The organism is Flavobacterium sp., from assembly GCF_965284515.1.
In the GTDB taxonomy this organism is placed as follows: Bacteria; Bacteroidota; Bacteroidia; order Flavobacteriales; family Flavobacteriaceae; genus Flavobacterium.
The window spans coordinates 932,585-947,560 of the sequence record NZ_OZ260089.1 but is presented as its reverse complement, the minus strand read 5'-3'; the positions used below and the strand labels follow the sequence as shown (position 1 = coordinate 947,560).

The following is a 14,976-nucleotide window of genomic DNA, read 5'->3' as shown; positions in this document are numbered from 1 at the left end:
TCTAAAATTTAAAGGTTAAAAGTTCTTTTTTGGTTCTGCTTCAGAAAGTCTCATTGGGAACATTTTCTGAATCAACTTCACTTTAGGTTCTAAATCTTCGATTAAACCCTCAGTAGCTTTTGAAGCAGGATCATTGTATATATACTCCATTTCAGAAAAAGACATATTGTATCTTCTTTTAGACTCTCGATCTCTTAAAAAAGTATAAGCTGCAACTAGTTCATTTTGAACAGCAATATACATTCCATAAGTAGTTAGTCCATCATTAGATAATGAAATAATAGCATCATCTGGATGATCAGAAGAACTTGGGTCTTTTTTGCCTGTAAAACAATAATTACAAGTACCTTTACCATTGTTTTCTAAGAAATCAATAGCTGTTTGTCTTAAGTCTTTAAGTTGAATAACTTGTTCATTCACCAACAATTGATTGTCTTTATTCACCAATACTGGCAAAATATTTCTTTTGTTTACAGGTGGCTCTGGCGGGTTCTCTTCATACCTAGGCAAAAGTCGATTGATTCCCTGATCTACTCCAATGGTAGTAGTAACCAAAAAGAAGATCAAAAGCAGGAAAGCAATATCTGCCATAGAACCGGCATTTACCTCTGGTGCTTCTCTTTTTGCCATAATTATTTTTTAAATTTATTAAAACCAGTCCAACCCATTGTTATAATTGATATTACAGTTAAAATATAAAACATATTTAAACCTGTACTAACCAATTTAGATTCCATACTAGTTACACTAATATCACCAGCTTTCATCTCTGAACCATCTGCTAATATAAAAGCGATTAAAAACACTCCTAAAAACAAACCAATAGAGATTAATGTTCTTTTAAGGTTATCTTTATTCGACAACAAATTTTTTAATACATATATCAATACTATAGCAATACATGCTGCAAGTACAAAATATGACATATAAATTAGTGGCGAAATCCAGCTATTATCTGCATCATCACTAGAAGCCATAAGCCCTGCTAAAAACAGAATACTTAAAACTGAAATGACAATAGCTGCTATTTTTGTTAACTTATGTAAGTTCATAATAGTTACTATTATTTATGAGTTATTATTTTTTGTAATCAGACAATACATCAATTAAGCTAATTGAAGCGTCTTCCATATCATTAACGATAGAATCGATTTTAGCGATAATATAATTATAGAAAATTTGTAAAATAATAGCAACAATAAGACCGAATACAGTAGTTAATAAAGCAACTTTAATACCTCCAGCAACTAATGACGGCTCCATAGAACCTGCAGATTGAATTTGGTCAAACGCCTCAATCATACCGATTACTGTTCCCATGAATCCTAACATCGGAGCTAACGCGATAAATAAAGAAATCCAAGAAACGTTTTTCTCTAATTGTCCCATTTGAACACCACCGTAAGCAACAACCGCTTTCTCAGCAGAGTCAATACCATGAGAATGTCTATCTAAACCTTGGTAAAAGATAGAAGCAACAGGTCCAGCTGTATTTCTACAAACTTCTTTAGCTGCATCAACACCTCCAGATTTTAACGCGTCTTCTACGTCAGAGATTAATTTTTTTGTATTTGTAGTTGAAAGATTTAAATAAATAATTCTTTCAATAGCAATTGCTAATCCTAAAATTAAACAGATTAATACAATTCCCATAAATGCTGGTCCACCTTCAATGAAACGAGTTTTCATTTTTTGTGTAAAAGTTGGTTCCGCAGCAGCTTCTTCTTCTGTAGCTACAGCAGCTGTTTCATCAGCAGCAGTTTCTTGTACTTGTTCTGTTGCTACTTCCTCAGTTTGAGTAGAATCTTGTGCTTGAACACTTCCGAAAGTCATAAGCCCAGTGATTGCTAAAATAGAAAATAATCTTTTCATTGCTTTTGTTCTTAAATTTTAATTAGTTAATTGGGTTAAAGGTATAAAAATATTTATGAAACTTAAAAATAATATTTACAACTAAAAAATAAAACAGAATTTTCGCTATACCTTAAGCAGAAACCTCTTTATCTTCTGTTAATCAACAATTATTAATTAATTTGTTATAAAAAAATCTATATAATTTCAGAATGCTAAATAACATAATTTTTTCGATGTACGAAAGTTTTATAGAGTCTTTTTAATGCATTTCACCTCTTAAAGATGTTTCAAAAATAGTTTTAAAGACAGACTTTGATACATTTTGACCTAATAAATACATCAATTTAGTAATCGCAGCCTCAGTAGTAATGTTAAATCCTGAAATTACACCAATATCTTTTAACTTGGTACTGGTTTCATACTGTCCCATTGAAACGGTACCTCCACTACATTGTGTTACATTGATAACGTGAATATTTTTATTTATTGCTTCTTGCAACATATCTACAAACCATTTATCACTTAAAGCATTACCTGCTCCATAAGTTTCTAATATGATCCCTTTTATATTTTTAATATTGATAATTGCTTCTAAAACATTTTTATTAATTCCTGGAAACAACTTAAGAATAAACACATTATCATCTAACTTTTTGTTTATTATTAGTCCTTTACCGTGTTGTTTTTTTAATAAAATAGCATCATTAACTCTTAAATGGACTCCTGACTCTGCAAGTTCAGGAAAATTAGGCGACATAAAGGCATTGAAATGCTCCGCTGAGATTTTAGTGGTTCTATTCCCTCTGTATAATTTATATTCAAAATACAAGCAGACCTCTTGAATTGTAGGCTTTCCTTTCTCTTGTAAAGAGGCAATTTGAACAGCTGTTATCAAATTTTCCTTAGCATCAGTTCTTAAATCACCTATAGGAAGTTGAGATCCCGTAAAAATAACTGGCTTTCCTAAATTTTCCAACATAAAACTTAACGCTGAAGCACTATATGACATAGTATCTGAACCATGAAGAACCACAAAACCATCGTATGCACTATAGTTTTCTTCAATTGAGCTGGCAATAGTTTGCCAATGCAAAATATTCATGTTTGACGAATCAATTGGTTCGTCAAATGAAACTGTAGCTACATTACAATCTAATAGATTTATTTCAGGTATGTTACTTAGTAATTCCTTGAAGTCAAATGCTTTTAAAGCTCCAGTCAACGAATCTTTAATCATACCGATAGTTCCGCCAGTATAAATTAACAATATTGTTGGCCTAACTGATTGCATTTGTATATTTTAATTTATTAACTACAGGATTTGCATACATAGCCAAAAAACCTTCTTTTAAAGTATCGTTTCCAGAATTTATCCTCAATTCCAAACGCCTTTCAAAAAGTTGTTTTTCCTTTTCAGTATAGAGGTTTGAAAACAAATTGGAATTATTTAGAATATCGTAGGCTATATAATTAGTTGGCCATAACTTATAAGATTGCAGAATAGAATCATCTATAATTTGGGCAACGGCCTGTATTTGTTTATTTGTATTATCATTATTCAGAACAATATCATCTAGTTCCATATCCAAAACATCTCCAACATGGATATGAATTCGTTTTTTTTGACCAATAATTCCGCTTAATAAAGTTATAAAATCTTCATTTTTCTCCTTTATATAAACCTCATCTTTAGCTTGAGCTAATAATTGAGGCATTTTTAGAGCATCTGTTGGGTCGTATTCATATGAGATAGAAACAGGAACAATTTTTATTTTTTTAAAATAGTCAATACAGTTTTTTTCATCAGAAGCCATTGCTACCATTTTTAAAACACCCTGATGTGTTGCATCATTACCGTCTTTAGTTCTTCCTTCTCTTTGAGCAATCCAAACAGAACGGTTTTCCTTAGAAAGTAAATGATACATATATTCTGACATTAATTTAGAACTTTGTAGCAACTCTCTAGGCGACAAACCTCTTTGCACTAAAAAATTTCGATTTAACTTAGACAACTTTAAAACAAACTCTTTTTGCACTAAATTATCTCCAATAGCTGATGCAGTCATTATAAGTCCATGGTCATACAATGAAACATTTAATAAAGATGTATCTAAAATAATATCTCTATGATTGGAAATGAAAAGATAAGAAGTATTTGGCTCTAGTTTTTCAAAACCAGAGGTTGTTAATCCTTCAGAAGTTGTTTCTAAAACTTTTTTTATGGACTTATAAACAAAGTTAATTTGAAAATCTCTTATGGAATGAGTTCTCTGCAACTGTCCTTTCCACACTTCATCATCTACATCGGGAAAAGTAAACTGCATCATTGCTTTCATCATAGGATGATTCAATGAAGCACAAAGCGCTTCATTAACTTCAGAATCATAATAGGGACGAATATTATCGAATTTTGGCATATTGGTTTGAAAAGTCAATCTACAAATGAACAAAATTTTTAGGAAACGAATGTGTTTTGAACGTTAAATTCCAAAAATTTTCTTAGAATTTTCAGTAGTTACATGAGCAATTTCTTCAATTGTAACATTATAAATGCTTGCTAATTTTTCTGCAACCAAAAAAGTGAATGAGCTTTCATTTCGCTTTCCCCTATATGGAACTGGTGCTAAGTATGGTGAATCTGTCTCTAAAACAATATGTTCTAAATCAATTTTACTTAAAAATTGGTCAATTTTTCCGTTTTTAAAAGTTGACACGCCGCCTATTCCTAGTTTCATTCCTAATGATATTGCTCTTTTCGCTTGCTCATAATCGCCGGTAAAGCAATGAAAAACACCGAACAAATCTTCTGATTTTTCATTTTCTAACACTTCAAAAACCTCATCAAAAGCATCACGACAATGGATGTTTATAGCTAATTTATAGCTCTTAGCCAATTGTATTTGATACTGAAAAGCATATTGCTGTTCTTTTAAAAAAGTTTTATCCCAAAACAAATCAACCCCTATTTCACCAATAGCTTGGAACTTTCTTTTACCTAATTCTTGCTCAACATGAGCTAACTCTTCTAAATAATTTTCTTTTACATAAGTAGGATGTAAACCCATCATTAGAAAAATATTACTCGGAAATTGTTTTTCCAAGTCATACATTTTTTGGGTATAGCTAGAGTCAATTGAAGGTACAAAAAAGCGAGAAACCCCTTTTTGAATTGCTCGATCTATCATTTCGTTTCTATCTGCATCAAATTCTTCCGAATATAAATGTGTATGCGTATCTGTTAGTATCATTAATTTGTTTTTCAAAGTGTAAATTTACAAAGATTAAATTACTTTTGATTTATGGAAGATTTACAAGACTTTTTAAAAGGAAAAAAATACAAGAAAATTAAATTTAAGGTTTTAAAAACCCAACATTTAATGATTAAAGCTAAAATTAATGCGTTTAGTGGTAATTTTATTCTTGATACTGGTGCAAGCAATAGTTGTGTGGGAATTGAAGGAATTGAAAAATTTCAATTGTTTGCTGAATATTCTGAGACAAAAGCTGCTGGAGCTGGAGCAACAGGAATGGAAACTCAAATATCAAAAAACAATAATTTACAATTGAGCAGATGGAAATCAAGCAAATTAAGTCTAATTGTTTTTGATATGAGTCATGTAAATGAGGCCTTAAAAAGTTACAAAACAAAACCTGTGGATGGAATTATTGGCGCGGATATATTACTAAAAGGAAAAGCAATTATTGATTATTATAATCATTATTTGTACTTAAAATAAAAACCCCAATCAAAGATTGGGGTTTTATATATACTTAAAGGTTTTGAAACTATAGTTCCAAAGCTTTCTTAGGATTATTATCCATTAATAATTCAACTGGATTTTCTAATGCTTCTTTAACAGCAACTAAGAAACCTACAGATTCACGACCGTCGATAATTCTGTGGTCATAAGATAACGCAACATACATCATTGGGTGAATTTCAACTTTACCATTAACTGCAATAGGGCGCTCAATAATATTGTGCATTCCTAAAATTCCAGATTGTGGAGGATTGATAATTGGTGTAGACAACATACTTCCAAAAACACCACCATTTGTAATAGTAAATGTTCCACCAGTCATATCGTCAACCGTAATTTGTCCATCACGAGCTCTTAATGCTAAACGCTTAATTTCTGCTTCTACTCCACGGAAAGTTAATAATTCTGCATTTCTTACAACAGGTACCATAAGTCCTTTTGGCCCAGAAACCGCAATTGAAATGTCTGCAAAATCATATGCTACTTTATAATCACCATCCATCATTGAGTTAACATCTGGATATAATTGTAAAGCTCTTGTAACTGCTTTTGTAAAAAATGACATATACCCTAAACCAACACCATTATGTTTGGCTTTGAATTCGTCTTTATATTGATTACGTATATTATTAATTGGAGTCATGTTAACTTCGTTAAAAGTAGTTAACATAGCTGTTTCGTTTTTAGCAGCAACCAAACGTTCAGCCACTTTTCTACGCAACATTGATAATTTAATTCTTTCAGAACTACGAGAACCACCAGTTGGAGTTCCCATTGAAGGCACTGCATTTACTGCATCTTCTTTAGTAATTCTTCCATCTTTTCCAGTTCCAACAATATCGCCTGGTTGAATGTTTTTCTCTTCTAAAATTTTACGTGCTGCAGGTGAAGGGGTTTGTGAAGCATATGTTTTCTCTACTACAGGAGCAGCTTTTGGAGCTTCAACTTTCTTTTCTTCAACTTTAGGTTCTGATTTAGTAGACCCATCTCCTTCTGGCTTTGCAGCACTTGTGTCAATTAAACAAACAACTGCTCCAACAGCTACAGCATCACCTTCTTCTGCCTTAAGTGTAATAATTCCACTTTCTTCAGCTGGTAATTCTAATGTAGCTTTGTCTGAATCTACTTCAGCAATAGCTTGATCTTTTTCTACATAATCTCCATCTTGAACTAACCAAGTTGCGATTTCTACTTCTGTAATTGATTCACCCGGCGAAGGGACTTTCATTTCTAAAATCATATCTTAATAATTTTAATCTTTTAAGGACTTTTCTATTTGTGTTGCTCTACTTTATAAAAGTAGATTTTTTATTGAAATAATGTTTTATCAAATACCATAGCAATTGCATTAGCTTGACGTCTCTTAGAACGCTCATAACTTCCAGATGCTGGGGCACTATATGCTTTTGGTGATGCTAAACGCAATTTGACTAAATCAAAATTCATTAGCATGAAACTGTATGCCCCCATGTTTTTAGGCTCTTCTTGTGCCCACACATAATCATCAACATTAGGATAACTCGCTATAATCTCTTTTATTTGATCTACTGCTAGTGGAAATAATTGCTCTAAACGTATTACCGCTACATCATTTCTATTCAGCTCTTCACGCTTTGCAATTATATCATAATATACTTTTCCTGTACAGAAAACAAGCGATTTAATTGCTTTTTTATCTGCAACATTAGGATCATCTAAAATTTCTTGGAACTGACCATTTGTTAAATCTTCAATTTTAGAAACTGCTAGTGGATGACGTAACAAACTCTTTGGCGTAAACACAATTAAAGGTTTACGAAAATTTGATTTCATCTGTCTTCTTAACAAGTGAAAAAAGTTCGCAGGAGTAGTACAATCAGCAATATACATATTGTGTTTAGCACACATTTGTAAATAACGTTCCATACGAGCTGATGAATGTTCTGCTCCTTGATTCTCATAACCATGAGGCAACAAGAACACTAATCCGTTTTGGTTATTCCATTTATCTTCTCCAGCAGAAATATATTGGTCAATCATAATTTGGGCACCATTAGAGAAATCTCCAAATTGTGCTTCCCAAATAGTTAATGTGTTTGGAGATGCTAACGCATAACCATATTCAAAACCTACAACTCCATATTCTGACAAATGTGAATTGTATATATAAAAGTTCCCTTTTTTATCTTTAATATCGTTTAGTAAAACAACTTCTTCTTCAGAATCTTCTACTTTAACAACAGCGTGACGGTGAGAGAACGTTCCTCTTTCTACATCTTGCCCAGAAATTCGAACATCAAAACCTTCTTTTAACAAAGAACCATATGCTAATAATTCACCCATTGCCCAGTCTAAATTATCATTTTCGAAATACATATTATTTCTATCCTTGATAATTTTAGTAATCTTACTGATGAATTTCTTATCCGAAGGCAATTCGCATATTGTTTTTGCAATTTCGGTTAACTCATTTTTATCAAATGTTGTATTTACTTTTTTAAGCATAACATCATCAGAAACTTGATCAAAACCTTTCCAAACATTTTTCATGAATGGAGTAATAACTGTTAAGTCTTTTTTACGAGATTCTTCAAGATTTTCATCTAATTTAGCTTTATATTTTGCCTCTAACTCTTTTACATAACTCGAATCAATTACTCCACTTTGTTTTAATTTTTCCGCATAAATATCACGTGGATTTTTATGCTTAGAAATTAATTTATACAATTTAGGTTGAGTAAAACGAGGCTCATCACCTTCATTATGTCCATATTTTCTATATCCTAATAAGTCGATAAATACATCTCCCCCAAATTCCATTCTATAATCCAATGCGAATAACATGGCATGAACTACAGCTTCAGGGTCGTCAGCATTTACGTGTAGTACAGGTGACAAAGTTACTTTTGCAATATCTGTACAATATGTAGAAGAACGAGCATCTAAGTAATTGGTTGTAAAACCAACTTGATTATTAATAACCAAGTGAATTGTTCCTCCAGTTTTATAACCATCCAGTTTTGCCATTTGAATAATTTCGTAAACTATACCTTGACCAGCAATAGCAGCATCACCATGAACAGCTATTGGTAAAACTTTCGAAATATCATTTGGATGATTTCTATCTTGTTTTGCTCTTGCAATACCTTCTATAACTGCACCTACTGTTTCGAGGTGAGAAGGATTTGGAGCTAAGTTTAGATTTATTTTTTTTCCAGAATCGGTTAATCTATCTGATGTAAGACCTAAATGATATTTAACATCACCATCAAAATGCATATCATCATCATAATCTTTTCCGTCAAATTCTGAAAAGATGTTTTGTGTGTTTTTACCAAAAATATTTGCCAAAACATTTAAACGACCACGATGAGCCATACCCATTACAAACTGCTCAACGCCTTTTTCAGCTGCTGATTCAATTAAAGCATCTAATGCAGGTATTGCTGATTCACACCCTTCTAAAGAAAAACGTTTTTGACCAACATATTTGGCATGTAAAAATGTTTCAAAAGAAACTGCCTCATTTAATTTTCTAAGTATATTCTTTTTTTGATCTGGATTAAAATTTGGTTGATTATCGTTAATATCTAATCTGTTCTTAATCCATTCTATAACCTCAGGTTCACGAATATACATGTACTCAACTCCTATAGACTGACAATAAACACTTTCAAGGTGTTTAACAATTTCAGCTAATGTACTTGGCTGCATATTAACCATCTTCGCTGCATCAAAAACAGTATTCAAATCGTCAGAAGACAATCCAAAATTTTCTAGAGCTAAAGTTGGAGAATATGTTCTTCTGTCTCTTACTGGATTTGTTTTAGTAAACAAATGTCCGCGTGTTCTATAACCATCTATTAGACGAAGAACATTAAATTCTTTTTGAGTTTTTTCAGAAACATGACCGTTTGATGCATTTCCTGTGGCAATAGTTGCAACTTGTTCTCCAATAAAATCTGAACCATAATTAGCTTGGCCAAAATCAAATCCTTGGAAAAAACTCCTCCAACTTGGCTCAACGCTATCAGGGTTTTGTATGTATTGTTCGTATAAATCTGCGAAAAAAGCAGTGTGTGCAGCATTTAAAAAGGAAAACCTATCCATAGTTGTTGTCTAAAATGACGTTTTGGTTAAAAAATCTACGCAAAAATAAAACATTTGTGATAATCTTTTAAAGATTTTTATACTTTTATCTCATTAATTTTTTAGAAATTGATTTATGAAAAAGAATTCTTCAATAAATTTAACAATTTTACTGGTTTTTGTGTTTTCAATTTGCAATGTGCTTAACATATCTGCACAAGATTTAAATAAAAACAAATCAAAAAGTGATTTTTGGAATCATGTGCAGTTTGGCGGCGGACTTGGATTAGGTTTTGGAAGCGGATATACAAATATTACACTGGCACCAAGTGCAATTTATAATTTCAACGAAACTATTTCATTTGGATTAGGAACACAGTACAGTTATGTGAGTCAAAAAGGCTTTTATAAATCAAATATATATGGCGGAAGCGTTATAGGACTAATTAATCCTATTGAACAAATTCAAATTTCTGCAGAACTAGAACAACTAAAAGTAAATAACTCTTATGAAACTACCTTAGGCAGTCTCAAAGATGACTTTTGGAATACTGCCTTATTTATTGGTGCTGGTTATAGAAGCCAAAATATGACAATAGGTTTACGCTATAATGTTTTACATAAAGACAAAAACAATGTTTATACAGATGCTTTAATGCCATTTATTAGAATTTATTTCTAAACCAAACTTTTTGCCATTCTCTTTTTAGTATTAAAAAAGTTACTTGCTCTGAAAGTTCAGATATATCTGACCCATCTAATTTTTTTATTTCGTTTTCTGAAACATCAATTATATAAAGTAAGTTTAAGTATTCTGCAAATTTGTTTTGAATAAGCTTATAAACTTTTTCTTGAATACATTCTTTAAAATGCAATGGAAAAACATCTAAAGGAATGTCAATTACTTCGTTTGCTAGTGCAAAATCTTTATTAGTCTGCTCAATAAGTTTAAAATAAAGATGATTCTCTTCTGACTGATGAATTAAATCATCAATATTTATAGGCGGACTATACATTTCTGCTCATAAGTTTTTCGCCAAATGCTTTCAATACAGCTTTTTTCTCTTCAGAAATTTCTATTTTAGAGAGCGTTTCAAAAGCCATATGAGTATATTTTAAAATTGCATCTTGAGTTGCCTTACTTGCTCCGGATTCATTAAAAATACTTTTAACAGAAGATATTTTATCGGTATTGTCTGATGGTTGTATAGAAAACAAATGCATTAACATCTCTTTATTTTCGTGTGTTGAGAATTCAATTGCCTTTAAATAAAGATAGGTTTTCTTATTTTCAATGATGTCTCCTCCAATTTGTTTTCCAAAAGTTTTTGGATCACCGAAAGCATCTAAATAATCATCTTGTAACTGAAAAGCAATTCCTAAATTGATACCAAAATCATATATTAAATTAGCATTTTCTTCTGAAGTTTCTGCCACTATTGCTCCCATTTTCATAGCTGCTCCAACCAAAACTGCTGTTTTGTATTCAATCATTTTTAAATATTCAGGAACCGTAACATCATCACGGGTTTCAAAATCAACATCATATTGTTGTCCTTCACATACCTCAAGGGCAGTTTTGCTAAATAATTTTGCTAATTTTTGAAAAATAGCTGGCTCATATTCTTCAAAGTATTGATACGCTAAAATTAGCATTGCATCACCTGAAAGAATTCCAGTATTTAAGTTCCATTTTTCATGCACCGTTTCCTTGCCCCTTCTTAATGGAGCGTCATCCATTATATCGTCATGAATTAAAGAAAAATTATGAAACACCTCTATTGCAGTTGCAGCACTTAAGCCTTTTTTGTAATCAACATCAAAAATTTCTGTAGCCATTAGTGTTAAAACAGGTCTTAATCTTTTCCCTCCTAATGATAAAATATATTTTATAGGGTCATACAACCCTTTTGGGTTATTTGGTGTATTAAGAGCGGTGAAGTGATTCGTAACAATGTCCTGATATTGAGCAATTGAATGCATAAAAAACAAAAAATTAAATATGAAATACAAATTACGTCAAAAAAAAATGAAATATGAAACATCAAATTACTAAATTAATATATGTTAAATAATTGTAAAACTTTGGAAACTTTATTTGTTTTAAAAGTTTTCTAGCTACTTTTGCACAATAAAATTTTCAAAAATGAAATGTCCGATATTAACTAAAGCCACAGAAATGTTTTTAGCCCTTGGGTTTAAAAGCGTAACTATGGATGATATTGCTTCAGAAATGGGTATTTCGAAAAAAACTATTTACCAACGTTTTTCTACAAAACCCGAACTTGTTAAACAAGCAACCTTAGAATTATTTGAATCAATATCTCAAGACATTGATTCAATAAGGGCATTAGAGAAAGACCCTATCGAGGAATTGTTTGAAATTAAAAAAATTATTTCAACTCATTTAAAAAACGAAAGCGCTTCCTCAATTTATCAATTACAGAAATATTATCCCAAAATTCACGCTACTCTAAAAAAAAAGCAGTTTGAAAAAATGGACGATTGTGTAATTAAAAATCTAAAAGAAGGTATAAACCTTGGGCTTTACAGAAATGAAATTAATGTTGAAGCAATTGGTAGATTTTATTTTGCGGGACTAACCTCGTTAAAAGATGTAGATTTATTTCCAACAAATACATTTGACTCAAAAGACTTACAAAACCATTATTTAGAATATCATTTAAGAGGAATTTGTACGTCAAAAGGATTAAACAAACTAGAACAATTATTAAAAACAAATAGTTAAAAAATGAAACATAGTATAATATTAACTTTATTACTTTTTATAAGTTTTTTGAACGCTCAGGAAAAAAAAGAAACATATACTTTTACTCTTGAACAAGCAATAGAGCACGCTTTAAAAAATAATTACGCAATAATAAATGCAGCAAAAGATATTGAAGCTGCAAAAGAAAAAAAATGGGAAACAACTGCAAGCGGATTGCCTCAAATAAACGGAAATGTTTCATACTTAAACAATCTTGACTTTACAGAACAAGGAGTTACAGGCGGTGGTGGTTTCGGAGGAGCTCCGGGCACAGTCTCAACAATTACTTTTGGAACAAAACACAGTATGGATGCAAGAGCAACTTTATCACAGTTAATATTTGACGGATCTTATATAGTAGGATTACAATCTGCAAAAGTGTATTTACAGATTTCTCAAAATGCTAAAGAGAAAACAGATGTAGAAGTTCGAGAAATGGTAATAAACGCTTATGGCAATGTATTGCTTTCAAGAGAAAACATTTTAATACTTGAAAAAAATAAAAAATCTTTAGAGAAAACACTTTTTGAAACATCAGAAACATTTAAAAACGGTTTAATCGAAGAAGAAAATGTTGAACAGTTACAAATTACATTAAATCAAATAAACAGCACACTTTCTAATGCAACAAAGAGAAGTGACATTGCTTTACAAATGCTAAAAATCGCATTAGGAATTGACATTTCAGAGGAAGTAATTTTAAAGGATAATTTAGAAACCATTGCTAAAAAGAGTATTGATTTATCTGCATTTACTGGAGAATTTAATGTAAACGAAAATCTTGACTACAAAATTGGCAGAAACAACGAGGAGTCTAAAAGGCTCTTATTAAAATTAGAAAAGTTTAGAAGCCTTCCTACACTTGCAGCAAACTTGAATTATGGAGCAAATTCATTTGCAAATCAATTTGACTTTCTAGACCAAAATCAAAGATGGTATAATTATTCGAATTTAGGAGTAAGTTTAAACATCCCAATTTTTAGCAGTTTTACATTTGGAGCTAGAAAACAACAAGCAAAAATCGCTTATGAACAAGCTACAACGCAATTGAAACAAACCGAACAAAACTTAATATTACAACATAAAAGTGCTTTAAACGACTATGAATTTAGTATTGAGCAATTATCAACTTCTAAAAGTAATTTAAATTTAGCCGAAAGAATAGAAAACAAGCAGCAAATTAAATTTAAGGAAGGTTTATCAAGTAGTTTTGAGTTTACTGAAGCGCAAAGACAATTATATACTTCTCAGCAAAACTATCTTCAATCAATGATTGATGTTATTACCAAAAAAACAGCATTAGATAAAATTACAAATACTAAATAATCTCAAAATAAAAAATCAGACATCATGAATAAAAAAATATACTTTTCAATTTTAACATCAATACTTTTCCTTTCATGCGGAGGAGATAATAAAAATTCAACTGCTTCAGTTATCGAAAATGGTTCTTTAGATCAATTAAGAGCAAAGAGAACAGAGTTAGTACAGCAAGCTGATGCTTTAAATAAAGAATTAGCACTTATAGATGATGCAATTGGTAAAAAAGATGCTAATCATAAACTAACATTAATAACAGTAATAACAGCCAAAGACACAACTTTTAATCACTTCTTAGAATTACAAGCGAGTGTTCAAACGAAAGAAAACATTGTGTTAAATGCAGAATTTGGCGGGGTTTTACAACAGGTATTTGTTACTGAAGGACAAAGTGTAACAAAAGGACAAACTTTAGGAAAAATTGAAGACGGAGGGCTTTCTTCTCAATTAGCTCAAATGGAAACACAAGCAGCATTGGCGAAAACCACCTTTGAAAGACAACAAAACTTATGGAATCAAAAAATAGGTTCTGAAATTCAATTTTTGCAGGCAAAAACAAATTATAATGCGCAACTAAAAGCAGTTGCTCAAATGAAATCTCAATTGGCAAAAACAATTATTAGAGCTCCATTTACAGGAACTATTGATGATATTATTACCGAAAAAGGAAGTGTTGTAGGTCCTGGAACTCCAATTATGAGAATTGTAAGTTTAAACAACATGTATTTAGAAGCTGAAGTACCTGAAAAAAATATCAGTACAATCAAAAAAGGGTCAGAAGTAATTGTAGAATTCCCAGTATTGGGTGAATCATTAAATACTAAAATTTCTCAAGTCAGTAATTATATTAATCCTGAAAATCGTTCTTTTAACATTCAAATTGCCGTTCCAAATAAAAATGGAAAAATCAAACCTAATTTGACTTCAAAAATTCAAATTAAAGACTACTCAAATCCTAAAGCAATAACAGTTCCTATTAGTATTATTTCCGAAAATGCTGAAGGTGAGCAATATCTTTACATTGCAGATGATCTTGACAAAGAAGGGAAAGCTGTTGCTAAAAAAATAATCATCAAAACAGGACAATCGCAAAATGGTTTTGTAGAAGTTATTGATGGAATTAAAGATGGTGACAAAATTATTAATGAAGGTGCTCGTAGTGTTAAAGACGGACAAAAAGTATCAATAATTAAATAATAGAAC

15 protein-coding genes are annotated in these 14,976 nt (G+C 31.1%); 5 read left to right on the top strand and 10 right to left on the bottom strand.

What is annotated here, in order from left to right; all coding sequences use genetic code 11:
- Window positions 1–15: 15 nt before the first annotated feature.
- The 6 genes from ACQ65T_RS04300 to ACQ65T_RS04275 form a co-directional block, all read right to left on the bottom strand.
- On the bottom strand, window positions 16–630 hold the full coding sequence (locus tag ACQ65T_RS04300) for an ExbD/TolR family protein (RefSeq protein ID WP_430399867.1): 615 nt from the start codon (window positions 628–630) through the stop codon (window positions 16–18).
- 2 nt (window positions 631–632) lie between these two features.
- Window positions 633–1,052 (bottom strand): hypothetical protein, encoded by a 420-nt coding sequence (locus ACQ65T_RS04295; RefSeq protein ID WP_430399866.1) that lies wholly within the window; start codon window positions 1,050–1,052, stop codon window positions 633–635.
- A gap of 25 nt (window positions 1,053–1,077) precedes the next feature.
- Window positions 1,078–1,872, bottom strand: a complete 795-nt coding sequence (locus ACQ65T_RS04290) for a MotA/TolQ/ExbB proton channel family protein (protein WP_430399865.1) — start codon at window positions 1,870–1,872, stop codon at window positions 1,078–1,080.
- A 241-nt stretch (window positions 1,873–2,113) separates the two neighbouring features.
- Entirely contained in the window at window positions 2,114–3,145 is a 1,032-nt protein-coding gene (locus ACQ65T_RS04285; protein WP_430399864.1) for an asparaginase, read from the bottom strand.
- Window positions 3,132–4,271 (bottom strand): 1-acyl-sn-glycerol-3-phosphate acyltransferase, encoded by a 1,140-nt coding sequence (locus tag ACQ65T_RS04280; protein WP_430399863.1) that lies wholly within the window; start codon window positions 4,269–4,271, stop codon window positions 3,132–3,134. Before ACQ65T_RS04280 ends, ACQ65T_RS04285 begins: the two co-directional genes overlap by 14 nt.
- 63 nt (window positions 4,272–4,334) lie before the next feature.
- Window positions 4,335–5,102: a TatD family hydrolase gene (locus ACQ65T_RS04275; protein ID WP_430401324.1), complete on the bottom strand. Its 768-nt coding sequence runs from the start codon at window positions 5,100–5,102 to the stop codon at window positions 4,335–4,337.
- A gap of 51 nt (window positions 5,103–5,153) precedes the next feature.
- Here ACQ65T_RS04275 and ACQ65T_RS04270 point away from each other — a divergent pair, with 51 nt between their 5' ends.
- Complete coding sequence (locus tag ACQ65T_RS04270) at window positions 5,154–5,591, top strand: retropepsin-like aspartic protease (protein WP_430399862.1); 438 nt, start codon at window positions 5,154–5,156, stop codon at window positions 5,589–5,591.
- Between the two features lie 49 nt (window positions 5,592–5,640).
- Here the strand turns inward: ACQ65T_RS04270 and odhB are convergent, their stop codons facing one another.
- Together odhB and ACQ65T_RS04260 are read right to left on the bottom strand one after the other, a co-directional pair.
- Window positions 5,641–6,855 (bottom strand): 2-oxoglutarate dehydrogenase complex dihydrolipoyllysine-residue succinyltransferase, encoded by a 1,215-nt coding sequence (odhB, locus tag ACQ65T_RS04265; RefSeq protein WP_430399861.1) that lies wholly within the window; start codon window positions 6,853–6,855, stop codon window positions 5,641–5,643.
- Between the two features lie 68 nt (window positions 6,856–6,923).
- A complete protein-coding gene (locus tag ACQ65T_RS04260; RefSeq protein WP_430399860.1) occupies window positions 6,924–9,704 on the bottom strand; it encodes a 2-oxoglutarate dehydrogenase E1 component in 2,781 nt (926 codons plus the stop codon).
- Between the two features lie 115 nt (window positions 9,705–9,819).
- Between ACQ65T_RS04260 and ACQ65T_RS04255 the strand changes: the two genes are divergently transcribed.
- Window positions 9,820–10,365 carry a hypothetical protein gene (locus ACQ65T_RS04255; RefSeq protein WP_430399859.1) on the top strand — a complete coding sequence of 182 codons (546 nt, stop codon included), beginning with the start codon at window positions 9,820–9,822 and terminating at the stop codon, window positions 10,363–10,365.
- Here ACQ65T_RS04255 and ACQ65T_RS04250 read toward each other — a convergent pair.
- Together ACQ65T_RS04250 and ACQ65T_RS04245 are read right to left on the bottom strand one after the other, a co-directional pair.
- Window positions 10,349–10,699 carry a hypothetical protein gene (locus ACQ65T_RS04250; RefSeq protein ID WP_430399858.1) on the bottom strand — a complete coding sequence of 117 codons (351 nt, stop codon included), beginning with the start codon at window positions 10,697–10,699 and terminating at the stop codon, window positions 10,349–10,351. The two genes, ACQ65T_RS04255 and ACQ65T_RS04250, sit on opposite strands and share 17 nt — an antisense overlap.
- Window positions 10,692–11,666, bottom strand: coding sequence for a polyprenyl synthetase family protein (locus ACQ65T_RS04245; RefSeq protein ID WP_430399857.1), 975 nt, complete (start codon window positions 11,664–11,666; stop codon window positions 10,692–10,694). Before ACQ65T_RS04245 ends, ACQ65T_RS04250 begins: the two co-directional genes overlap by 8 nt.
- 163 nt (window positions 11,667–11,829) lie before the next feature.
- Between ACQ65T_RS04245 and ACQ65T_RS04240 the strand changes: the two genes are divergently transcribed.
- From ACQ65T_RS04240 to ACQ65T_RS04230, 3 genes are read left to right on the top strand one after another with little or no spacing between them, the layout of a single operon-like run.
- The gene (locus ACQ65T_RS04240) at window positions 11,830–12,432 is read left to right on the top strand and encodes a TetR/AcrR family transcriptional regulator (protein ID WP_430399856.1); all 603 of its coding nucleotides are present in this window, start codon (window positions 11,830–11,832) and stop codon (window positions 12,430–12,432) included.
- Window positions 12,433–12,435: 3 nt separating this feature from the next.
- Window positions 12,436–13,779, top strand: coding sequence for a TolC family protein (locus ACQ65T_RS04235; RefSeq protein WP_430399855.1), 1,344 nt, complete (start codon window positions 12,436–12,438; stop codon window positions 13,777–13,779).
- Window positions 13,780–13,803: 24 nt separating this feature from the next.
- Window positions 13,804–14,970, top strand: coding sequence for an efflux RND transporter periplasmic adaptor subunit (locus ACQ65T_RS04230; protein WP_430399854.1), 1,167 nt, complete (start codon window positions 13,804–13,806; stop codon window positions 14,968–14,970).
- Window positions 14,971–14,976: the final 6 nt, after the last annotated feature.